20 protein-coding genes and 1 tRNA gene are annotated in these 20,899 nt (G+C 70.6%); 16 read left to right on the top strand and 5 right to left on the bottom strand.

What is annotated here, in order from left to right; translation table 11 throughout:
- Positions 1–343 precede the first annotated feature (343 nt).
- On the bottom strand, positions 344–3,385 hold the full coding sequence (locus GFH48_RS12895) for a tetratricopeptide repeat protein (protein WP_228120548.1): 3,042 nt from the start codon (positions 3,383–3,385) through the stop codon (positions 344–346).
- Positions 3,382–5,220 (bottom strand): HSP90 family protein, encoded by a 1,839-nt coding sequence (locus GFH48_RS12890; protein ID WP_153288408.1) that lies wholly within the window; start codon positions 5,218–5,220, stop codon positions 3,382–3,384. The genes GFH48_RS12895 and GFH48_RS12890 overlap by 4 nt, the downstream gene beginning before the upstream one ends.
- 166 nt (positions 5,221–5,386) lie before the next feature.
- Between GFH48_RS12890 and recG the strand changes: the two genes are divergently transcribed.
- The 8 genes from recG (at position 5,387) to mutM (ending at position 13,190) form a co-directional block, all read left to right on the top strand.
- Positions 5,387–7,615, top strand: a complete 2,229-nt coding sequence (recG, locus tag GFH48_RS12885) for an ATP-dependent DNA helicase RecG (protein WP_153288407.1) — start codon at positions 5,387–5,389, stop codon at positions 7,613–7,615.
- A gap of 408 nt (positions 7,616–8,023) precedes the next feature.
- The gene (gene rsmD / locus GFH48_RS12880; protein ID WP_153288406.1) at positions 8,024–8,611 is read left to right on the top strand and encodes a 16S rRNA (guanine(966)-N(2))-methyltransferase RsmD; all 588 of its coding nucleotides are present in this window, start codon (positions 8,024–8,026) and stop codon (positions 8,609–8,611) included.
- Between the two features lie 26 nt (positions 8,612–8,637).
- Positions 8,638–9,117, top strand: a complete 480-nt coding sequence (gene coaD / locus GFH48_RS12875) for a pantetheine-phosphate adenylyltransferase (protein WP_194280847.1) — start codon at positions 8,638–8,640, stop codon at positions 9,115–9,117.
- 99 nt (positions 9,118–9,216) lie between these two features.
- Complete coding sequence (locus GFH48_RS12870) at positions 9,217–10,293, top strand: ATP synthase F0 subunit B (RefSeq protein ID WP_153288404.1); 1,077 nt, start codon at positions 9,217–9,219, stop codon at positions 10,291–10,293.
- Between the two features lie 133 nt (positions 10,294–10,426).
- Positions 10,427–11,083 carry a YceD family protein gene (locus tag GFH48_RS12865; protein WP_153288403.1) on the top strand — a complete coding sequence of 219 codons (657 nt, stop codon included), beginning with the start codon at positions 10,427–10,429 and terminating at the stop codon, positions 11,081–11,083.
- Between the two features lie 2 nt (positions 11,084–11,085).
- Entirely contained in the window at positions 11,086–11,259 is a 174-nt protein-coding gene (gene rpmF / locus GFH48_RS12860; RefSeq protein ID WP_006139588.1) for a 50S ribosomal protein L32, read from the top strand.
- A gap of 19 nt (positions 11,260–11,278) precedes the next feature.
- Positions 11,279–12,136: a ribonuclease III gene (gene rnc / locus GFH48_RS12855; RefSeq protein ID WP_153288402.1), complete on the top strand. Its 858-nt coding sequence runs from the start codon at positions 11,279–11,281 to the stop codon at positions 12,134–12,136.
- 193 nt (positions 12,137–12,329) lie between these two features.
- Entirely contained in the window at positions 12,330–13,190 is an 861-nt protein-coding gene (mutM, locus tag GFH48_RS12850; protein WP_153288401.1) for a bifunctional DNA-formamidopyrimidine glycosylase/DNA-(apurinic or apyrimidinic site) lyase, read from the top strand.
- A 64-nt stretch (positions 13,191–13,254) separates the two neighbouring features.
- Here the strand turns inward: mutM and GFH48_RS12845 are convergent, their stop codons facing one another.
- The gene (locus GFH48_RS12845; RefSeq protein WP_153288400.1) at positions 13,255–13,671 is read right to left on the bottom strand and encodes a winged helix-turn-helix transcriptional regulator; all 417 of its coding nucleotides are present in this window, start codon (positions 13,669–13,671) and stop codon (positions 13,255–13,257) included.
- Between the two features lie 100 nt (positions 13,672–13,771).
- Between GFH48_RS12845 and GFH48_RS12840 the strand changes: the two genes are divergently transcribed.
- From GFH48_RS12840 to GFH48_RS12830, 3 genes are all read left to right on the top strand, one after another.
- A complete protein-coding gene (locus tag GFH48_RS12840) occupies positions 13,772–14,356 on the top strand; it encodes a flavodoxin family protein (protein WP_153288399.1) in 585 nt (194 codons plus the stop codon).
- Positions 14,357–14,737: 381 nt separating this feature from the next.
- On the top strand, positions 14,738–15,103 hold the full coding sequence (locus GFH48_RS12835; protein WP_153288398.1) for a hypothetical protein: 366 nt from the start codon (positions 14,738–14,740) through the stop codon (positions 15,101–15,103).
- Positions 15,104–15,611: 508 nt separating this feature from the next.
- A tRNA-OTHER gene (locus tag GFH48_RS12830) sits at positions 15,612–15,706 on the top strand.
- A 214-nt stretch (positions 15,707–15,920) separates the two neighbouring features.
- Here GFH48_RS12830 and GFH48_RS12825 read toward each other — a convergent pair.
- Positions 15,921–16,199: a hypothetical protein gene (locus tag GFH48_RS12825; RefSeq protein WP_153288397.1), complete on the bottom strand. Its 279-nt coding sequence runs from the start codon at positions 16,197–16,199 to the stop codon at positions 15,921–15,923.
- Between the two features lie 377 nt (positions 16,200–16,576).
- Positions 16,577–17,338 (bottom strand): GntR family transcriptional regulator, encoded by a 762-nt coding sequence (locus GFH48_RS12820; protein ID WP_153288396.1) that lies wholly within the window; start codon positions 17,336–17,338, stop codon positions 16,577–16,579.
- 197 nt (positions 17,339–17,535) lie between these two features.
- On the opposite strand from GFH48_RS12820, the gene GFH48_RS12815 reads away from it, so the two are divergent.
- From GFH48_RS12815 to GFH48_RS12795, 5 genes are read left to right on the top strand one after another with little or no spacing between them, the layout of a single operon-like run.
- Positions 17,536–17,871, top strand: coding sequence for a hypothetical protein (locus GFH48_RS12815; RefSeq protein WP_153288395.1), 336 nt, complete (start codon positions 17,536–17,538; stop codon positions 17,869–17,871).
- Complete coding sequence (locus tag GFH48_RS12810) at positions 17,868–18,077, top strand: hypothetical protein (RefSeq protein ID WP_153288394.1); 210 nt, start codon at positions 17,868–17,870, stop codon at positions 18,075–18,077. The genes GFH48_RS12815 and GFH48_RS12810 overlap by 4 nt, the downstream gene beginning before the upstream one ends.
- Before the next feature lie 47 nt (positions 18,078–18,124).
- Positions 18,125–19,501 (top strand): replication initiator protein RepSA, encoded by a 1,377-nt coding sequence (gene repSA, locus GFH48_RS12805; protein WP_153292885.1) that lies wholly within the window; start codon positions 18,125–18,127, stop codon positions 19,499–19,501.
- Entirely contained in the window at positions 19,498–19,695 is a 198-nt protein-coding gene (locus GFH48_RS12800; RefSeq protein WP_153288393.1) for a helix-turn-helix transcriptional regulator, read from the top strand. Before repSA ends, GFH48_RS12800 begins: the two co-directional genes overlap by 4 nt.
- Positions 19,695–20,891, top strand: coding sequence for a tyrosine-type recombinase/integrase (locus GFH48_RS12795; protein ID WP_153288392.1), 1,197 nt, complete (start codon positions 19,695–19,697; stop codon positions 20,889–20,891). Before GFH48_RS12800 ends, GFH48_RS12795 begins: the two co-directional genes overlap by 1 nt.
- Positions 20,892–20,899 lie beyond the last annotated feature (8 nt).

The following is a 20,899-nucleotide window of genomic DNA, read 5'->3' as shown; positions in this document are numbered from 1 at the left end:
CTGCCCGACCCGTCCCCCGGCGCCCCTGCCCGACCCGTCCCCCGGGCTCCGCCCCGGACCCCGCCAGGGGCGCCGCGCCCCCTGGACCCCCGCGTCGCCCGAAGGGCTCGTCCTCGAACGCCGGACGGGCTGAAGGACATGACCCCGGCCTTTCAGCACGGGCCGAACTCTCCGGCGCAGGCCCGCACCCTCAGCCCGTCCGGCGCTTGAGGACAAGGCCCTCAAGGCCGAAGCGGGGGTCTGGGGGCGGCAACCCTCAGGCATGGACGGGTCGGGCAGGGGCGGCGCGGGCGGGAGACGTCAGGGCCGGGGACGACGGACCCGGTCACCCCCGTCGAACCCGTCACTCCTCACCCCGCTCCTCCATCATCCGCAGGATCTTCTCCGCCTCGGCCCGCCGCGCCCCCACGACCCCGTCGTCCTCCTCCGGCACCCCCGCGTAGGCGGACAGAACCCCGCGCGCCCGCGCGGCCGCCGCGGCGGGCCGCAGCAGATCCGCCTCCAGCCACCCAGCGGCGAGCTCGGCCCCCGTCCACGCGTCGAGCGCCTCGTCCCCCAGGGACGCGAACACCGATACGGCCCGCGTGACATGCCCCAACGCCTCCTCGAAGAGACCCCGGGCGACGCCCTCCTGTGTGTCGTCGGTGACGGACCGGGCGACGAGGTCGCCGAACTGCCGGTGGGTGTGGCCGAGTTCGGCGACAAGACGGAGAGGGACCTGCGGGTCCCGCTCGTCACCCGCCTCGGAAACCGTCCGCACCGCCTCCTCGCACTCCCGCACCGCCGACGCCATCAGCTCCCGCGCCCGGTCCAGCCCCGCCCCCGTACGCAGGGACGCCCAGGCCCGGGCCCGCAGCGACCGGACCAGCGCGTGCGGGTTGCCGAGCTTTCGCCAGAGGTCGCCGGCGCGGGCGTACGCCTGTTCCGACTCGGCGGGCAGCCCGGCGCGGCCGAGCGCCTCGGCGGCGAGATGGGCGAGCATCGCGTGATCGCGCTCCTCGGGCCAGTGCTGGGCGATGTCCGCGGCCCGCAACCAGTTCTCGGCCGCCGCACTGTGCTCGCCGAGCTCGGTGAGACAGTCGCCGAGCCACCACCGTGTCTGCACGATCGCACCGTCACCATGCATGTCGCCGGTCAGATCGGGCAGCGCGGACTCCAGGATCTCCGCGGCCTCGGCCCAACGCCCCTGCCGGAGCAGGAAACCGCCCAGCTGGTGGCGCGCCCAGGCTCCGAGCGTGGGCCCCTGCCCCGCCTCGTCGGCCCAGTGCGCGGCCTCCAGCGCGTGTCCCGCGGCGGCCGTGAACTGCTCGGTGTCGCCGAGGACCTCGGCGAGCTGGAGGTGCAGCTGCGCCTGCCCCATCGGCTCCAGGGCGGGCCCGCCGTGCTCCAGCGCGGCCCGCGCGGCCCGCTCGGCGCCCGCCGCGTCGCCCAGGTGCCGGGCGATTCCGACGAGCCGGGACTCGTACTCCACGGCGAACGACGGCAGCCCGGCCGCCACGTACGCCTCCGCCGCCCCTCCGAGCAGTTCCGCGGCGCCCTCGGGGTCACCGGACCGCGCCGCGAGCTCGCCTAGCATCGCCTGCGCCTCCGCGGCCCGGGAGGCCATCCGTACGTCCGCGACGTGCGGCCCGGCGAACGCCAGCAGTTCCCGTACGGCCGCCTCGGCGGCCGGGATCCCATCGGCTTCGGCCGCCCCGGGCCGGGCCGGACCGGACCCGTCCGCCTCACCGCTCTCCTGCACCCGGTGCACCAGGATCCGTGCCCGTCCCACCAGCACGGACGCCGTCTGGGACACTCCCGTACCGCCGTCCGCGAAGAGAGCGAGCGCCTTCTCGTACAACTCGGTGACGGCCGCCAGTGCCTCCTCCGACCCGCCGACGAGGGCGAGGACGTAGGCGGCGCGGGCGCGGGCGGCGAGCGCCTCGCCGGGGTCGCCCGCCGCGTCGTACAACTCCGCGGCCTCGTGGAAGAGCCCGATGCCCTCGGGCCCGCGCTCCATCGCCGCGTGGTCGGCGATCTCCGCGCGGTCGCGGACCTCCAGCTCCCGGCCCTCGGCGGCACGGGAGACCGCCGCCCAGGCCGCCACGGCGCCCGGGCCGCGGGACCGCGACAGCCGCCGGGCCTCGGCGAGCAGCGCGGGCAGGTCCGGCCCGGTGGCCCGCTCCGGGCCGTCGCCGCCCGGCCGCGCCGCCGTCCCGGGCGCCGGGACCGGCGCGGGACGCGCGTCCGTTTCCGGCGCCGCGCCGGCCGTGGCCGTCGGTACGTGCCGTGCCGAGCGCACGCCGAGCGGCAGCCGGTCCACCAGCGGCTCCCGGTCCATCCGCGCCCGCGCCCGCCCGCTGACGTACGACGTGCCGTTGCGCGCGTCGAAACGCGCGGCGAGGGAAAGGGCCTCCTCGCGCGCGTGGACGGCGAGTTCGCCCGCGGTCCACACGCGCCCGGCCGGTCCCGGTACCGTCCGTCCGCCGAGGCCGAGCCCCGTCAGGCGGTCCATCACCAGCGCGGTGACGGCCATGAAGTCGAGCCTGCTGCGCGGGTCGCCGGAGTCGGTGAAGTAGGCGGGCCGCTCGGCGAGCAGCTCCAGGGCCCGCCCCTCGTTCCCCGACAGCGCGCAGAACTCCACGTGGTCCGCGTAGGCCGTGCGCATGCTCTCCATGGGGCGCACCAGACGCAGTCCCCGGAGGTGATGGGCACGGGCCTCCTCCGGGCGGCCCAGCCGCAGCAGCGGGACGAGGGAGGACGCCAGTACGGTGTGCGGCTCGTGGGCGCAGCTGTGCTCGCCCTCCAGGACCGGGCGCCACAGCTCCAGCGCCTCCGTGTCGGCGTCGCGCTCGGCCCGCCACCATCCCTGGTTGTGCAGTTCGCACGCGTGGCAGTCCGCCATGCTGTCCCGGTCGGCGGCCAGCCAGGCGGTATGTGCCCGCTCCGCGCGCTCCAGGTCCCCCAGGTGCGCGGCGACACTGAACTCGGCACCGCGCACCGCCCGTTCGGAGTGACCGGCGAGGCGGTAGCGGTACTCCATCTCGCCGAGCCACTTCTCTATGGAGGCGAGCGGGATGTGCGGCTGGTCGAGCATGCCGGCCGACATCCACTTGAAGACCCAGTGCAGCGAGTGGATCTCGTACTCGTCGAAGTCCTCGGGGTGTTCGTCCCACAGGCGCAGCAGGCGCGCGAAGGGGACGAACATCTTGTCCTTCTCGGAGCTGTAGTTGTAGACCTTCAGCTGGTGCCCGAGCGCCTCGATCACGGCGAGCGGGATGTCCAGCTTCTCCGCCTCGGCGAGCAGCTGTTCCGCGCGCGCGTTGCGGGCGGGCCCCTCCGGCTGCTCGTAGTTCTCCCCCATCGCCTGGCGCAGGGTGTCGAAGTCCATGGCCGGGCCGCTCATCGGCGTTCGTCCTCTCCGGGGTCGCTGTGGGTGGCCCATTCCAGGAGGCCGATGAACGCGCGGTTGAGGAGCGCCGAGTCGGCGGGCCGCAGCGGGCGCTGCGCCATCAGGAGGGCCTGGCCGTAGAGGGACTCCGTGGCGGTGCCGATCAGCTCCCGGTCGCTCAGGGAGCTGATCCGCCGGATCAGCGGGTTGAGATGGTTGAGCACCAGACGCGCGCGCGGAGCGCTGCCGCGCAGCGAGCCGAGAATGCCCGCCCACAGGTCGTCGGCCCGCTCCTCGGCCTCCGCGCGGGCCTGCTCGTGACGGGCGGCCCGGTCGTCCAGGTGCAGGGCCGGGACCGACAGCGGGTGGAAGGCGCGCAGGGACACGTCGCAGCCCAGCGGGTCGAGCCTGGCGCGCGCGGCCGCCAGGAAACCCGAGAGGGCCAGCTCCTCGGCGGGGTCGATCGCGTCCAGGTGCGCCGTGACGGTGTCGGCGTCCAGCTCCGCGACCACCGCGCCCGGACGCACCGAGGGCAACGCCTCCACCAGCTCGCTGTCGTAGGTGTAACCGCCGTTGACGACACCGATGCCCTGTGCGGAGGCGATGGGCGCGACCTGGCGGTACTCCTCCACCGTGCGCGTGAAGTGCACCACCGGGTGGCGCTGTGCGAACTCCTCCAGGGACAGCCGTCCGTCGGTCGTCTCGAAGGGCAGCCACGGCAGCATCGTGCGCAGCATCTCGTTGTCGTGCCGCGCCAGGGACTTCACGCCCAGGTGGTGGACGGACAGGAAGGCCGCCAGCCGCTCCGGGTCACCCGCCGCGAGTCCCGTCAGCCACGACCGGATGCGCTCGCCGAGGGCCTCCCGCACCGCCGCCAGGGTCTCGTCCTCGTAGAGGGACTCGCGTGACGCGGTGGGCCGCAGGCTGTCGGTGTCCAGCACACAGCGTACGAAGAACGCCCAGTCGGGCAGCAGTTGTTCGGCCCGCTCGGTCAGCAGCATGCCCTTGAGGTGCACCCGGTGGCTCGCGCGCTGCGCGGGGCTGACCGCGGACGGCAGGACGTACGCGACACCCCGGACGCCCGCGAGCGGCACGTTCAGTTCGATCGAGTCCAGCGGCGTGAAGCCGAACAGCTCGTGGCAGTGCCGGGCCAGGGCCACCCTGCGGGTCGCGGGGCTCGGGTGCGCGCGGTCCCAGGGCGCGGGAAGGTCCGCGATCGCCTCGTCGCCGACGCGCACGTCGTACGGCAGCAGGGAGCCGAAGTCGCGGGCCAGGGACCGCACCCGCTCCGCGGTGAGCCATTCGCCGGCCCCGGCACGCGCCACCAGGTGCACGGTGGTGCCCGGTTCCGCGCGCGCCTCGTGCGGCAGCGTGCGCACGGTGTACGAGCCGTCGTCGGTCGCCGTCCACTCCACGGGCGGCGCGTCGGGCGTCCGGGCGCTGCGGCTGACGACCCGGATGCGCTCGGCGACCACGAAGCACGCCAGCAGTCCGATGCCGAACTGCCCCAGGAAGTCGGAGCGGGCCGCCTGGATGCCGTCGTCCCGCTTGGAGCTGCGGCCGATCGTCGCGAGGAGGCTGTGCACGTCGGACTCGGTGAGCCCGACGCCGGAGTCCTCCACGCGCAGGGTGCCGTCCGCCGCGTGCAGCCGCACGGTGGCGGGCGCGTCCGGCTGCTCGGCACGCCGGGCGGTGATCGCGTCCACGGCGTTCTGCAGCAGTTCGCGCAGATAGACCTTGGGGCTCGAGTACAGGTGATGGGAGAGCAGGTCCACCAGACCACGCAGGTCGACCTGGAACGAATGGGGTGACGGGGATGCCTGTGAGGGCTGTGAGGTCTGGGAGTCCATCGTCGCTGCGCCGAGGGTGGGGGGACGGGCGACGGCGCGGGGTCGGGCGGTCCCGGCGGACGGTGACCGCGAAGAGGTCCGGAGCGCGCCATCCTAGGCCCGGAACGAGCCGCCTGACCAGCGGATTTCCAGGACGTATACGGCATTGTCGGTGGTGTGGTGTGCAATGGATCTCGTGCCCGCGCTCGATGAACCACTGAAGAAGGTGCTCGGTCCCCCCACCGCGAAGGTGATGGCCGAGCATCTCGGCCTGCACACCGTCGGTGACCTCCTGCACCACTATCCGCGCAGATACGAGGAGCGCGGTCAGCTCACCCACCTCGCCGACCTGCCCATGGACGAGCATGTGACGGTGGTCGCCCAGGTCGCCGACGCGCGCCTGCTCACCTTCGCCTCCTCCAAGGCGCCCCGCGGCAAGGGCCAGCGCCTGGAGGTGACCATCACGGACGGCAGCGGCCGCCTCCAGCTGGTCTTCTTCGGCAACGGCGTGCACAAGCCCCACAAGGACCTGCTGCCCGGCACCCGCGCGATGTTCTCGGGCAAGGTCTCCGTCTTCAACCACCGCCTGCAACTGGCCCATCCGGCGTACGAACCACTGCGCGGCGACGGCGCCGACGACACCGCCGCCGCCGCCGAGAGCATCGACTCCTGGGCCGGTGCGCTCATCCCGATCTACCCGGCCACCGCCAAGCTGGAGTCCTGGAAGCTCGCCAAGGCCGTCCAGACGGTGCTGCCCAGCGCCCAGGAAGCCGTCGACCCGCTGCCGGACTCCCTGCGGGAGGGCCGTGGCCTGGTCGCCCTGCCCGAGGCCCTGCTGAAGATCCACCGCCCGCACACCAAGGCGGACATCGCCGACGCCCGCGCCCGGCTCAAGTGGGACGAGGCCTTCGTGCTCCAGGTGGCGCTGGCCCGCCGCCGGCACGCGGACGCCCAACTCCCCGCCGTGGCCCGCAGGCCCCGGCCGGACGGCCTGCTCACCGCCTTCGACGCCAAGCTCCCCTTCACCCTCACCGAGGGCCAGCGGAAGGTCTCCAAGGAGATCTTCGACGACCTGGCGACGGAGCATCCGATGCACCGGCTGCTCCAGGGAGAGGTCGGCAGCGGCAAGACGCTGGTCGCCCTGCGCGCCATGCTCGCCGTCGTCGACACGGGCGGGCAGGCCGTGATGCTCGCGCCCACCGAGGTGCTCGCGCAACAGCACCACCGGTCGGTCACCGAGATGATGGGCGAGCTGGCCGAGGGCGGGATGCTCGGCGGCGCCGAGCACTCCACCAAGGTCGTGCTGCTCACCGGGTCCATGGGGGCCGCGGGTCGCCGGCAGGCGCTGCTCGACCTGGTCACGGGCGAGGCCGGCATCGTCATCGGCACACACGCGCTGATCGAGGACAAGGTGCAGTTCCACGACCTGGGCCTGGTCGTCGTCGACGAGCAGCACCGCTTCGGTGTCGAGCAGCGCGACGCCCTGCGCGGCAAGGGCAAACAGCCCCCGCACCTCCTGGTGATGACCGCCACGCCCATTCCCCGCACGGTCGCGATGACCGTCTTCGGTGACCTGGAGACCTCCGTCCTCGACCAGCTCCCCGCGGGGCGCTCACCGATCGCCAGCCATGTCGTCCCCGCCGCGGACAAGCCGCACTTCCTCGCCCGCGCCTGGGAGCGCGTACGCGAGGAGGTGGACAACGGCCATCAGGCGTACGTGGTCTGCCCCCGGATCGGGGACGAGGAGGACGATCCGAAGAAGGGCGGCAAGAAGAAGTCGCCCGAGGACGAGGCGGAGAAGCGTCCGCCCCTCGCCGTCCTCGACATCGCCCGGCAGCTGGCCGAGGGCCCCCTCCAGGGACTGCGGGTCGAGGTCCTGCACGGCCGCATGCCACCCGACGACAAGGACGCCGTGATGCGCCGCTTCGCCGCGGGCGAGACCGGCGTCCTGGTCGCCACGACCGTCATCGAGGTCGGCGTCAACGTACCGAACGCCACGGCGATGGTGATCATGGACGCCGACCGGTTCGGCGTCTCCCAGCTCCACCAGCTGCGCGGCCGGGTGGGCCGGGGTTCCGCGGCCGGACTCTGCCTGCTGGTCAGCGAGATGCCCGAGGCGAGCCCGGCCCGTCAGCGGCTGAACGCGGTGGCGTCCACACTCGACGGCTTCGAACTCTCGCGCATCGACCTCGAACAGCGGCGTGAGGGCGACGTCCTGGGCCAGGCCCAGTCCGGCGTCCGCTCGTCGCTGCGGATGCTCGCCGTCATCGAGGACGAGGAGATCATCGCCGAGGCCCGTGAGGAGGCGGCCGCGGTGGTCGCCGCCGACCCGGAACTCGCCGGACTCCCGGGCCTGCGCACCGCTCTGGAGGCGCTCCTGGACGAGGAACGCGAGCAGTACCTCGACAAGGGCTGACGGGAACGGCCCGCGGGTGACGACGGGACGGGTGGGAACTGTCGGCGGGGGCTGCCGGGAACGCGGGCGGGGGCTGACGAGGGCTGCCGGCGAGGGTCGACGGGCTGCGGGGGCCGCCGACAACGGCCGACAGGCCCCTACGGGTGCGGAAGAGCACCGGCCACGCGGGCGGCGGAGCCGGCCCGGTCCGGGAAGGACCCCGGTCCGGGAAGGACCCCGGATCAGGAACCACCCCGTACGCCGGACCGGGAGGAACTCCGTACGCCGGACCGGGAGGAACTCCGCGCGCCGGTCCGGGAACCACCCCGGGTCCGGACCGGGCAGCATCCCGGACGTGGGGCGGGGAGGCGGGATCGGGGCTCCGGCTGAGAGACTGGCGCCGACACATCACCAGCGCAAAGGACCCTCATGACCCGCGTGATCGCCGGCCGGGCCGGCGGACGCCGTCTATCCGTCCCGCCGGGCACCGGCACCCGGCCCACCTCCGACCGGGCGCGCGAGGGCCTCTTCTCCACCTGGCAGTCCCTGCTCGGCGGCCCGCTGGAGGGCGAGCGCGTGCTCGACCTGTACGCGGGCTCCGGCGCCGTGGGCCTGGAGGCGCTCAGCCGCGGTGCCGGACACGCCCTGCTCGTCGAGTCCGACGCCCGCGCCGCCCGCGTCATCCGGGAGAACGTGACGTCACTGGGCCTGCCCGGCGCCGAGGTCAGGCAGGGCAAAGCGGAACAGATCGTTCAGATGCCGGCGCCCGCGGAACCGTACGACCTCGTCTTCCTCGACCCGCCGTACGCCGTACCGGACGACGATCTTCGCGAGATTCTGCTCACACTCCGGACGCAGGGCTGGCTCGCGGGCGAAGCGCTCGTCACCGTGGAGCGCAGCACCAGAGGCGGCGAATTCGGTTGGCCGGACGGTTTTGACGCGCTCCGGGCCCGTCGTTACGGCGAGGGGACCTTTTGGTACGGTCGCGCCGCCTCTACGTGCGAAGACGCACGATGACCGGACCGGAGAGCGAGGGACCACAGTTGCGCCGCGCCGTCTGTCCGGGGTCATTCGACCCCATCACCAATGGACACCTCGACATCATCGCCCGCGCTTCCAGGCTCTACGACGTCGTGCACGTCGTGGTGATGATCAATCAGTCGAAGCAGGGCCTGTTCACCGTCGACGAGCGGATCGAGCTGATCCGCGAGGTCACCGCGGAGTTCGGCAACGTCCAGGTCGAGCCCTACCACGGCCTGCTCGTCGACTTCTGCAAGCAGCGGGACATCCCCGCCATCGTCAAGGGACTGCGCGCGGTCAGCGACTTCGACTACGAACTGCAGATGGCCCAGATGAACAACGGCCTCTCGGGCGTGGAGACGCTGTTCATCCCGACCAGCCCCACCTACAGCTTCCTCTCCTCCTCGCTGGTCAAGGAGGTCGCGACCTGGGGCGGCGACATCTCCCACCTGGTCCCGCCGGTGGTCCTGGAGGCGCTGAAGGGGCGGCTCGGCCAGGAGTGAGGGCCTGACAGTGCGTCACCCGGTGTCGGGCGGGGCGGGAGTGGTCGTACAGTCGAACCGTCCGTCTCCATCACAGCTGTAGAGAGTGGCGAGCACACGGTGGACGTGCAGAAGAAGCTCGATGAGATCGTCTCGGCGGTCGGCAGCGCCCGTTCCATGCCCATGTCGGCCTCGTGCGTGGTCAACCGCGCCGAGCTGCTCTCGATGCTCGAAGAGGTGCGCCAGGCCCTGCCCGGCTCCCTCGCCCAGGCCGAGGAGCTCATCGGCGGCCGCGAGCAGATGGTCGAGCAGGCCCGCATGGAGGCCGACCGGATCATCGAGACCGCGCACGCCGAGCGCGGCTCCCTGATCTCCGACACCGAGGTCGCCCGCCGATCCCAGAACGAGGCGGACCGCATTCTCACCGAGGCCCGCCAGGAGGCCGAGGAGATCCGTGTCGAGGCCGACGACTACGTCGACTCCAAGCTCGCCAACTTCGAGGTCGTCCTCACCAAGACGCTCGGCTCCGTCGGCCGGGGCCGCGAGAAGCTCCTCGGCACCGGACCCGGCATGGACGAGCAGGGCTACGAGGACGAGGACGCCCCCGAGCGCAGCCACGACCCCGAGACGCTGCGCCGCAACGCGGACGAGTACGTCGACGTGAAGCTCGGCGCCTTCGAGGCCGTCCTCGCCAAGACCCTGGAGGCCGTGGGCCGCGGCCGCCAGAAGCTGCACGGCCGGATCGCCAGCGACGACCTGGGTGACCTGGGCGCCTTCGCCGAGGACGGGAGTCCCGTCCAGCACACCAGCGACGCCGACTACCTGGCCGGTCTCGCCGAGCTCGCGGAGGTCCCCGAGCGGCCCGTCCAGACCCCCGAGGTGCCGGCCCAGCCGACCTACGCGCAACAGCAGGACGCCTACGCGTACCAACAGCAGCAGCAGGCGGACCCCTACGGCTACCAGCAGCAGTACGCCCAGCAGGACGCGTACGGCTACCAGCAGGCCGACCCGTACGCCTCCTACCCGCAGCACGGCTACGACCAGCAGCAGGCGTACGACCAGGGCGGCCGGCAGGGCTATCCGGAGCAGCAGACGCACGCCATGGACCCGCAGGCGAACACCCTGGACGAGACCAGCCTCTTCGACACCACCATGATCAGTGCCGAGCAGCTGCGGGCGTACGAACAGGGGCGCTGACACCGGATTGGGCCGAGAGCGAAAGGTCCAGTATCCTGGCTCTTCGGTCGCGTGTACGTCCGCGATCACCGCTGCCCGGGAACACCAGGGGCGGCGGCCCCTGGAGTTTTGAAGATCGAAAGCAGGAACGGCTCTGAACACCCACCTCGACCACCGCAACCCATTCGTGTTCGACACACACGAGCTGGGCCGGCGTCCTGGTGCGTTGCAGCGCTTGACCCGCACGATCGACGCCCCCGCGGATCTCGGGATCCAGGGAGTCATCGGAGTGCCGGAAGGCGCCCCGGTGGAGCTCGAACTCAGGCTCGAGTCGGTCATGGAAGGTGTGCTTGTCACAGGCACCGCCCGTGCACAGGCCGAGGGGGAGTGCGTAAGGTGTCTGGAGCCGCTCGAGCAGTCGCTCGCCGCGGACTTCCAGGAGATGTTCTCGTACCACGACGCCGACGACCGGGGCCGCGCCAAAGCGGAGCCGGCCGACGACGCCGGGGAATCCGCGGATAGCGAGGACATGCTCTTCATCGAGGACGGCCTGTTCGACCTCGAACCCGTGCTGCGTGATGCGGTGGTGCTCGCACTGCCGATGCAGCCGGTGTGCCAGGACGACTGCCCCGGCCTGTGCTCCCAGTGCGGAGTCAGGCTCGCGGACGACCCGGACCACCACCACGACGCCGTCGACATCCGTTGGGCGGCACTGCAGGGACTCGCTGGTTCATCCGGAGACGGCGAGAAGGACGAGTTGAGCGGCGGCGCGCTTCCATCAGCGCACGCCGACGAGAAGCAGGAGAAGTAGCCGTGGCTGTTCCGAAGCGGAAGATGTCGCGCAGCAACACGCGCCACCGCCGGTCGCAGTGGAAGGCTGCGGTCCCCACCCTGGTTGCGTGCGAGCGCTGCCACGAGCCCAAGCTGCAGCACATCGCGTGCCCGGCTTGCGGCACCTACAACAAGCGCCAGGTCCTCGAGGTCTGAGCGGCCGGTGAGAGGTCTGATGTCTGACGCCAAGGCGGAACCAAACGCCAAGAAAAAGGCGGAGAACACAGCCTCGTCCCACACGCTTCTGGAAGGGCGGCTCGGGTACAAGCTCGAGTCCGCCCTTCTGGTGCGTGCGCTGACCCACCGTTCCTACGCGTACGAGAACGGCGGTCTGCCGACCAACGAGCGGCTGGAGTTCCTCGGGGACTCCGTGCTCGGCCTCGTGGTCACGGACACGCTGTACCGCACCCACCCCGACCTGCCCGAAGGCCAGCTGGCCAAGTTGCGGGCCGCGGTGGTCAACTCGCGTGCGCTGGCGGAAGTGGGCCGCGGCCTCGAACTCGGCTCCTTCATCCGGCTCGGCCGGGGCGAGGAAGGCACGGGAGGCCGGGACAAGGCATCCATCCTCGCCGACACCCTTGAAGCGGTGATCGGCGCGGTCTATCTCGACCAGGGTCTGGACGCGGCGGGTGAGCTCGTCCACCGGCTCTTCGACCCGCTGATCGAGAAGTCCTCGAACCTGGGCGCCGGCCTGGACTGGAAGACCAGTCTCCAGGAACTCACCGCGACCGAGGGGCTCGGCGTACCCGAGTACCTGGTCTCGGAGACCGGCCCGGACCACGAGAAGACCTTTACTGCTGCCGCCCGCGTCGGAGGCGTCTCGTACGGCACCGGCACCGGCCGCAGCAAGAAGGAGGCGGAACAGCAGGCCGCGGAGTCCGCGTGGCGTGCGATCCGTTCGGACGCGGACGAACGCGCGAAGTCGGCCCAGGCCGCCGAGCAGGTGGCTCAGGCCGCTCAGCAGGCTGCCCAGGCCGCCGAGGAGGCCACCGACGCCCCCTCGGCTCCGACGAGCGACCCGGCCACGGCCTGATTCCTTCGCAAGAACGCCGGCAGAACCCGCGGCGACCGCGGACCCGTCCACCAGCGGTGTCAGCGGTCCCGCGGGGACGGCCGCACCAGCAGTGACAGCGGTACCGCGGTAACCGCGGGGCCCGAACCCCGTCGCAGCATCCGTGCCGCGGCGGGGTTCGGGCATCCCCGCGACCACACCCCGAAGGAGCGCCGTGCCCGAGTTGCCCGAGGTCGAAGTCGTGCGGCGTGGCCTGGAGCGCTGGGTCAGCGGACGGACCGTCGCCTCGGCCGAGGTACGGCATCCACGGGCCGTACGCCGTCACCGGACAGGGCCCGAAGGCTTCACCGAGGCGCTCGCCGGGCAGCGCGTCGGACCGGCGATGCGCCGCGGCAAGTACCTCTGGCTCCCCCTGGACGACTCCCCGTTCTCCGTGCTCGCGCACCTCGGCATGAGCGGCCAGCTCCTGGTGCAGCCGCAGGACGCCCCGGACGAGAAGCACCTGCGTATCCGCGTCCGCTTCGACGACGACCAGGGCACCGAACTGCGCTTCGTCGACCAGCGCACCTTCGGCGGCCTCTCCCTGCACGAGACCACCCCGGACGGCCTGCCCGACGTCATCGCGCACATCGCCCGGGACCCGCTCGACCCCCTGTTCGACGATGCCGCGTTCCATGCCGCGCTGCGCGCCCGCCGTACGACGGTCAAGCGCGCCCTGCTGGACCAGTCGCTGATCAGCGGCGTCGGCAACATCTACGCCGACGAGGCGCTCTGGCGCTCCAGACTCCACTACGAACGCCCGGTGAGCGGCTTCACCCGGCCGCGGACCGCCGAACTCCTCGGCCACATCCGTGACGTCATGAACGAGGCCCTCGCGGTCGGCGGCACCAGCTTCGACAGCCTGTACGTCAACGTCAACGGCGAGTCCGGCTACTTCGACCGCTCACTCGACGCCTACGGGCGCGAGGACGAGCCCTGCCGCCGGTGCGGCACGCCCATGCGCCGGCGCGCCTGGATGAACCGGTCCAGCTACTTCTGCCCGCGCTGCCAGCGACCGCCGCGGCTCACGGACTGACGCCGGCGGCGCGCTTTCGCCGCGACGGCACCGGACGGGCGGAGCCTCGGGCCCCTCGGTCCGCTCAGCTCTCCCGGGCCTCACGCGTCTCGTCGTACCGCTCGCGCGCCTCCAGGACGTCGTCCATGCGCCCCTCCAGGAAGTGGATGAGGGTGAGCAGACGCTCCGCGACCTCGTGGCCGAGCGGCGTGAGGGTGTAGTCGACGCGTGGCGGGTTCGTCGGCCGGGCGTCGCGGTGCACCAGGCCGTCGCGCTCCAGCGCGTGCAGCGTCTGGGACAGCATCTTCTCGCTGACGCCGTCGACCCGGCGCCGCAGTTCGTTGAAGCGGCACGTGCCGCCGTGCAGCGCTCCGAGCGTGAGCGATCCCCAGCGTCCGGTCACGTGCTCCAGCGTGCCCCGGGACGGGCAGCTGCGCGCGAACACGTTGTACGCGAGGTCCTGACACTCACCGCTCTCGGCGGCCGGCACGGTGATTTCCATGAGATCACCATACTCCGCGACAGCGCTAACCAGAAGGTTGCACTAACTAGAAGTTAGTGCTTTCCTTCTGTTCGTTGTCTTCACCTGGAGGAGTCCCATCGTGAGCACCCCTGTCGTCTCCATCGCCTACCACTCGGGCTACGGCCACACCGCTGTCCTCGCCGAGGCCGTCCGTGCCGGTGCGGCCGAGGCCGGTGCCGAGGTCCACCTGATCAAGGTCGACGGGATCACCGACGCCGAGTGGGAACGCCTCGACGCCTCGGACGCGATCGTCTTCGGTTCGCCGACCTACATGGGCACGGCGTCCGGCGCCTTCCACGTCTTCGCCGAGGCGTCCTCGAAGCGCTGGTTCGGGCAGGACTGGCAGGACAAGCTCGCCGCCGGGTTCACCAACTCCGGCTCCAAGAGCGGCGACAAGCTGCACACCCTGCAGTTCTTCCAGATCCTGGCGGCGCAGCACGGCATGAACTGGATCAACCTCGGCCTGCACCCGGGCTGGAACAGCAGCTCCGCGTCGGAGCAGGACCTCAACCGCCTCGGCGTCTTCGCCGGCGCCGCCGCGCAGACCAACGTGGACGAGGGCCCCGAGACCGTGCACAAGGCCGACATCGCGACGGCGGAACATCTCGGCCGCCGGGTCACGGAGGCGGCACGGGCGTTCTCGCGCGGCCGCGCGGCCGCGTAGCCGGCGGGGGAGCGCCCGGGTGCCTCCGCGACTCCCCGCCACGCGCCCCCTACGGCGGGGCCGCGCCCGGCACGCGTACGGCGGGGCCGTGCCTGCCACGCGTACGGCGGCGCCGTGCTGCCCACCCGTACGAAAAGGCCGCGCCCACCGTTGTCCGGTGGGCGCGGCCTCGATCGTGCGTGGGGTGGGTCAGTAGCCGAAGAAGTGATTGGCCGCCTTTCTGACCTGCACGCCCTCCGGCGGCCGACCGCATGACCTGGGCATTAGCGGTCGGCCGCTGTCGTCGTCTGTCACCATTGGCCACCCTCAGACGGCCCAGCGACGGCCCGAGAGCCATCGGTGTCGCTGCCTACCTTTGCCCAGAGCTGCGATGATCTCCCGGTGAGCTATCCCGCAACGGACGAGCTGTCGTCAGCAGAGCGCGCATTCATGATCAATGCGACGGAGATCGATATCCTGCCCGGCGTTCGGGGAGACCTGGACGAACCATTGGCATCTGCCGACCCCACCGAGCTTGCCGCAATCCTTCTGCCGCTCATTGACAGAGGCTGGATTGACGTCTGCCTGCTCATTGCCTGGACCGCTCCGGATGGCCAGCCGGGACTCCAGCCCGGTCCTTCCATCCCGCGATACGACCTTCCTGCCTTGCTGGCGGACGCTGACAACTGGGAGTACCCGGACGACGGTGAGTGGCTGGGTCGCCTCACGCTTGTCCTCACGGAAACGGGGCAGTTGATTCCCCGGTGACCTTGGCGACACCCGCTTTAGGAGCGAGGTTGGGTGATCACCGGTGTGACCTGGGAATCCCGGCCTTGGGCAGTGTGGGGCGGTGCGCACCCTGACGAACCTCGATTCCCCGTGAGTCCCCGTCCGTTCTGGCACGGAAGTGGCACGCCCCGCGGCCCCTCGATGCGAACTATGGGCGGGGCGGTCACTGGGGTCTGCTCGGCTGGTCAGACGGTCATGGGGGGCTGCTCGCGGTTGAATTCGGTCGCGATGGTTGCTGTACCTCGCTGCGGTACGGCAGGAAGGCGTGAGGTACAACTGCGCCATGACGACTCGACCGACGCTGAAGATGTGGTGGGCTGAAATGGCAATCTGCCTTGCCGTGGCGGTCGCGACATTCGCTGGCATCTGCGCCTTTTTGGGGTCATCTGCACCCGAGGGTCGCCACGTCACCTTGGGCGGCGGGGCCTCCATTGTGCTGGTTGCGCTGTCCGCCGGCGTCGGCATCTTCGTGAGTGGCCGGTTCAGGGCGTGGGGGCTGCGTCGGAGGTCCGGGTCCTGCACACGGTCTTGAAAACCGTCGTGGCGCGAGTCACCGTGGGTTCAAATCCCACACCCACCGCAGGTGAACGGCCCCTGACCAGGTAACTCGGTCAGGGGTCGTTGCGTTGCCTGCTGTCCGTGAGTGCCTGCGGTTCACCGTTGTTTCCCGCTGGATCGGGCACGTCTGGGGCACGACGCTTTCAGGGTTGCCTTGAGAGCGCTGATGGGCGACGCCGGCCACGATCGGTTGCCGTGGTTGCTGCACCTCCCACCGCTGCACAGCGCATGTGCCCCGTCAGGCTGGCGTGCACTTCTTCTTCACTGCGTTGTAGAAGTCGTCGGCGAACTCGTCCTCGGACATAGCTGAGGCGAACGAGGGGACGTGGATGGGGTGCTGCGGGTCGTGCGCTCGGTAAGCGGCGCAGTACTCCTGCTGCTGTTTCTTGGTGCTCTCGTACCAGGCCGCTTCCCCTGGCGACCTAGTGGGATGCAGCGGCTTGGGCTCTTCCTGCGAGCACCCTGCAAGCAGGGCAGTCAGCGACAGAGCCAGGGCGGCTATCGATACGCGTCTCACACAGTCTCCCGGTGATGAAAGCGAAGGTCGGCGGAGCGGCTTTGGGCTGGAGCTGCTTTGGGGCGAGTGATCATGGCCCCTTAAGCTTCCGGCGAGTCGGGCAGTCTGTGGACCTGCCCGTTAAAGCACGACGTTGGGGCCATGATCTTAGAGGCTCGCCCCAAAGTGGCTGCCTAAAGCCGTGGAGCCGACCGCCCCGGCCACGACGGGTTCTCACCTCATGCCGCCGGGCAACCCTCTCCAGGGCGCGCGTCGGCGCAGCCCGCGCGGAGCGGGCCGAAGGCAGGAGCGTCGCGCGGAGCGGAGCCGGTAGCGCGCCCGGCGGAGCGGAGCGGAGCCGGGGCTTGATGAGGTAGAGAAACCTGTAACTGTGCTGGTCAGCTCAAAGGCGGCACGGGGACGTGATAGGTCAGCGTGTAGCGGTCGGCCGCAACGATGATGTCGGCAGTCTCGACCGGGCGATCGTTGACGTAGTACGTCCGGGTAATCGCCATCACGGGTACGCCGGGGCCGATTTGAAGGGCCTCGCTCTCGTACGGTCGTGGCGCACGGGCGTTCACGTCCTCGGTGACGTGCGTGATGTGAAGGCCCAACGAGTCCATGCGAGGAACCACGCCTGTGATGGTTCCGCCTTCCGGCTGCTCCACCGGCGTCCCCTCTGTGATCTCAAGGGGCTCGTGCGACGTCGACAGCATGATGGGTTCGTCATCAGCGAAGAAGCGGTACGTCGTTCGCGTAACGGGAGCTCCAGGCTCAAGGGCCAACCGATCGGCAATCGCCTTCGTCGCCATGGTCCGGCGGCTCTGGTACTCCCACTCTGAACGACGGCCTTCGGACTCTGTGGCGCGCTTCATCGGTGAGCCTGTTGGCCGCTTGCCGTAGAGATCGCCGAGTACCCGCCGGCGCAGCGGTCGCTGCTCGCGCACGAAGGTGCCGCGCCCTTGCTGCTTGATGACCAAGCCTTCGTTCTGCACGACTTCCATGGCGTTGCGGATCACGATGCGCGAGACACCGTAGTCCTCCATGAGCTCAGCCTCAGAGGGGATCCGGTCTCCCGCCTGGAGTGTGCCATCCGTGATCTGTTGCCGGATGTCATCGGCAACCTGCACGTACGCCGGTCGTCCCTGGTAGCTGGCCATAGCTATCTACTCTCTCCGTCTACTCGATAGAACAAGTAGACCATGCCCCTTTGAGCCAGGTGAAGACGGGCCGTCAAACCTCCTTGTCGAGTCGTCATACTCATTATAACCTTTTGCCTAGGACGAAAAGCAGGGAGCGACGCCCTACCGCCAAGCAGATACGTCGCTCCCCTGATCCCACGAAGGGAACCTCCATCATGCCTGCTTCTCCCCTGACGGTGCATGTCCTGCTTCAGCGCGGTTGCCCGGCCTGCATGGGTTCTCAGTGCGCTGATCCGGCCGAATGCCTGTTCTTCCTGACCTCGCGCCCCTGGGCCGACTGCGTCAGGTGCGAGGGCTCCGGCTGGGCCGGTGAGGACTGCGACCCGTTGGAGATCTTCTGCGGCTACTGCGACGGCTCCGGCCTCAACGAGTACGCGCCCGGTCAGATCACGGACGACGAGATCAGCGACGGCGCCAAGCAGCGGCTCGCCGCGCACGTCGCCCGTCTCACCGCGCTCGTGCCCCCGCCGGTGCTGGAGGTGGCGGCATGAGCGTGCTCGCCTCCTGCGCCGACCTGCTGGACGCATTACCAGCCCGGTCGCCGCACTGCCCCGCCTGCGGCACCCACGCCCCGGCCTGGGTCCGCGTCGACATCGACGGCCTGTCCATCGTCACCCACGACGGTGACCTGATCTGCCCGCGCGACCATTCCTTCGGCTACACCCCCGCCCCGGCCCCGCTGGCGGTGGCCGCGTGACGGACTTCCCCGTCGCCCCGGAGGCCGTGGCTGGCGCTGCGGCCTCCATGGGCACCGACCCCCTGACCCTCGCCGACCTGCTACGGGTGGCCAACTCGCCCGGCTTCGACCGCTGGCAGGAACAGGTCCGCCGTACCGGCGGCTGCGCCAACCCGATTCACCTGATGGGCCAGACCGTCACCCGCGACCGCGCGACCGGTGACGTCCTCTACTCCTACAGCACCGCCGACGAGCCTGGCGGACGGCTACGGGTCGCGTGCGGCAACCGGCGGGCCTCGCGCTGCCCGTCGTGCGCCTGGACCTACGCCGGGGACACCTATCACCTGATCCGTGCCGGGATCATCGGTGACGTGAACAAGGGCGTGTCCACGATCGTCCGGGATCACCCCCGCGTGTTCGCGACCCTCACCGCGCCCTCGTTCGGCCCCGTCCACAACCGGCCCGCCTCCGGCCGCTGCCGCTGCGGGAGCTTCCATACGGAGGACGATCCGGCACTCGGCACAGCCTTGGACCCGGCTCGGTACGACTATGCGGGCGCGGTGTTGTGGAACAACCATGCCGGGGACCTTTGGCGCCGGTTCACGATCTACCTGCGCCGGGAGATCGCCGCACACGCGGGCCTGACGCAGGCCGCCTTGAAGGAGGTGTGTCGGGTCTCCTTCGGCAAGGTCGCCGAGTTCCAGAAGCGCGGGGCTGTCCACTTCCACGCGGTGGTGCGCATGGATGGTCCGGACGGGCCCGACACCTCCCCGCCGGCGTGGGCCACGGTCGCGCTCCTGGACGACGCGATCCGTGCCGCTGCCGACCGGGTCTCTGTTCCTCTTGCGGCTGCCGGGGACTTCCCCGCCCGAGTACTGCGGTGGGGCTCACAGGTCGACGTGCAGCCCATCGGCGCCCTCGGCAACGAGGAGCTGACGGAACAGGCCGTGGCCTCCTACGTGGCCAAGTACGCCACCAAAGCGGCCGAGACAACCGGCACCGTCGACCGCCGGGTCGGGGAACTCTCGGAACTCGACAAGCTGCCCCTGCCCGGCCACACCCGGCGCCTGATCGAAGCGTGCTGGGACCTGAACGACGCCTACCCGGAACGGATGCTCGCCCACTGGTCCCACATGCTCGGCTTCCGCGGCCACTTCTCCACCAAGTCCCGCCGCTACTCCACCACCCTCGGTGCCCTGCGCCAGGTGCGCGCCGACTACCGCGCCCGGCAGGAACGCCGCGAGCGCGGGCTCTCCGAGGATCTCGACGACTCGGAGGGCTCCACGCTCGTGCTCGCCCACTGGACCTACGCCGGACACGGCCACACCCCCGGCGAATCCTGGCTCGCCGCAACCATCGCAAAGGACATCCAGACGAACCGAGACGCCGCACGCGAAGCCTTGGCCGAGATGCCCGAGCCTGACGGCTGGGAGGTGTGCGCATGACCGGGCCCATGCCCGTCCAGTACCTCACCCCGGAAGACCTGGTCGTCATGTTCCGGCTGCCAAGTGTCGAGACGGTCTACCAGTGGCGCCGCAAAGGCACCGGGCCCCGCGGTTTCCGCGTCGGGCGGCACCTTCGGTACGACCCGGCAGACGTTCAGTCCTGGGTGCAGTCCCTCGTGGAAGGGGCTGCCTGATGGCCGGACACATCCAGGACCGCTGGTACAAGACCGAGCCAGGCGCTGGCGGCAAGACGGTCAAGGTCAAGACCGATCGACACGGGACCGGTCTGCGCTATCGCGCCCGGTACATCGGACCGGACGGCTCGGAGAAGTCCAAGAGCTTCCCCGATCGTAAGAAGCGAGAGGCCGAACGCTGGCTCACCAACATCGAGGCGGACATGTCGCGCGGCGACTATGTCGCTCCTGACGCGGGCAAGGTCACGTTCGAACAGTACGCAACTGGGTGGATAGCCTCGCAGATCACGGATCCTCTCACCCGCGAGTCGGTGGAGAGCCGTCTACGCCTGCACGCGATCCCGCACCTCGGTGTGCGTCCGATGGCGTCGTTCACCCCGTCACACCTCCGGGTCTGGTTGCGGGTACTGGAAGACCGGGGCCTCTCCGCCGGCTACCGCCGGGGCATCTTCGCCCATGTCTCAACGGTGTTCACTGCCGCTGTTGAGGATCGGGTGATCAGGGAGAACCCGTGCCGTGCCCGGTCGGTCAGGGCGCCTCGGCTTGAGCCGCGCAAGGTGAAGCCCTGGTCTGTCGAGCGCCTGTTGGCGGTCCGTTCGGCGCTGCCGGAGCGGTACGCGGCCCTCGTCAACCTCGCCGCCGGATGTGGGCTGAGACAAGGGGAGACGTTCGGCCTGGCGGTGGAGGATGTGGACTTCGCCAACGGAACGCTGCACGTCGTTCGGCAGGTCAAGCTGCTGCGACTGCACCGACCGATCTTCGCTCCACCCAAGGGCGGCAAGGAGCGGGACGTACCGCTGCCCGATTCGGTGGCTCGTGCCCTGGCTGCTCACCTCAAAGCGTGCCCGGCTGTCCGGGTCACCCTTCCCTGGAAGGCTCTCGACGGGCCACCCGTGACGGCTTCGCTGTTCTTCACGGGTCCCGCGGGACTTCCGCTCGACCGCAACCGATTCAACGATCGGGTCTGGCGGCCGGCGCTTCGGGCCGCTGGAGTCGAGACCGGACGCGACAACGGAATGCACGCGCTGAGGCACTTCTACGCCTCGGTGCTCCTGGACGCGGGGGAGAGCATCAAGGCACTCAGCGAGTACCTCGGTCATCACGACCCCGGATTCACGCTGCGGACGTACACCCACCTGATGCCGACAAGCGGAACTCGCACCCGGGCCGCCGTGGACCGTGTCTTCCCGGACTGATCGGTGCC

Origin of the sequence: Streptomyces fagopyri, from assembly GCF_009498275.1 — a bacterium.
Classification (GTDB): Bacteria; Actinomycetota; Actinomycetes; order Streptomycetales; family Streptomycetaceae; genus Streptomyces; species Streptomyces fagopyri.
The sequence above is the reverse complement of the archived record's forward strand: the minus strand, read 5'-3'. Positions and strand labels throughout refer to the sequence as shown.

What these genes read in the sequence shown, in the direction of transcription:
- GFH48_RS12895 (WP_228120548.1), bottom strand. Translation starts at nt 3,385, where the DNA reads ATGAGCGGCCCGGCCATGGACTTCGACACCCTGCGCCAGGCGATGGGG.
- GFH48_RS12890 (WP_153288408.1), bottom strand. Translation starts at nt 5,220, where the DNA reads ATGGACTCCCAGACCTCACAGCCCTCACAGGCATCCCCGTCACCCCAT.
- recG (WP_153288407.1), top strand. Translation starts at nt 5,387, where the DNA reads ATGGATCTCGTGCCCGCGCTCGATGAACCACTGAAGAAGGTGCTCGGT.
- rsmD (WP_153288406.1), top strand. Translation starts at nt 8,024, where the DNA reads ATGACCCGCGTGATCGCCGGCCGGGCCGGCGGACGCCGTCTATCCGTC.
- rnc (WP_153288402.1), top strand. Translation starts at nt 11,279, where the DNA reads ATGTCTGACGCCAAGGCGGAACCAAACGCCAAGAAAAAGGCGGAGAAC.
- GFH48_RS12845 (WP_153288400.1), bottom strand. Translation starts at nt 13,671, where the DNA reads ATGGAAATCACCGTGCCGGCCGCCGAGAGCGGTGAGTGTCAGGACCTC.
- GFH48_RS12820 (WP_153288396.1), bottom strand. Translation starts at nt 17,338, where the DNA reads ATGGCCAGCTACCAGGGACGACCGGCGTACGTGCAGGTTGCCGATGAC.
- GFH48_RS12815 (WP_153288395.1), top strand. Translation starts at nt 17,536, where the DNA reads ATGCCTGCTTCTCCCCTGACGGTGCATGTCCTGCTTCAGCGCGGTTGC.
- GFH48_RS12810 (WP_153288394.1), top strand. Translation starts at nt 17,868, where the DNA reads ATGAGCGTGCTCGCCTCCTGCGCCGACCTGCTGGACGCATTACCAGCC.
- repSA (WP_153292885.1), top strand. Translation starts at nt 18,125, where the DNA reads ATGGGCACCGACCCCCTGACCCTCGCCGACCTGCTACGGGTGGCCAAC.
- GFH48_RS12800 (WP_153288393.1), top strand. Translation starts at nt 19,498, where the DNA reads ATGACCGGGCCCATGCCCGTCCAGTACCTCACCCCGGAAGACCTGGTC.
- GFH48_RS12795 (WP_153288392.1), top strand. Translation starts at nt 19,695, where the DNA reads ATGGCCGGACACATCCAGGACCGCTGGTACAAGACCGAGCCAGGCGCT.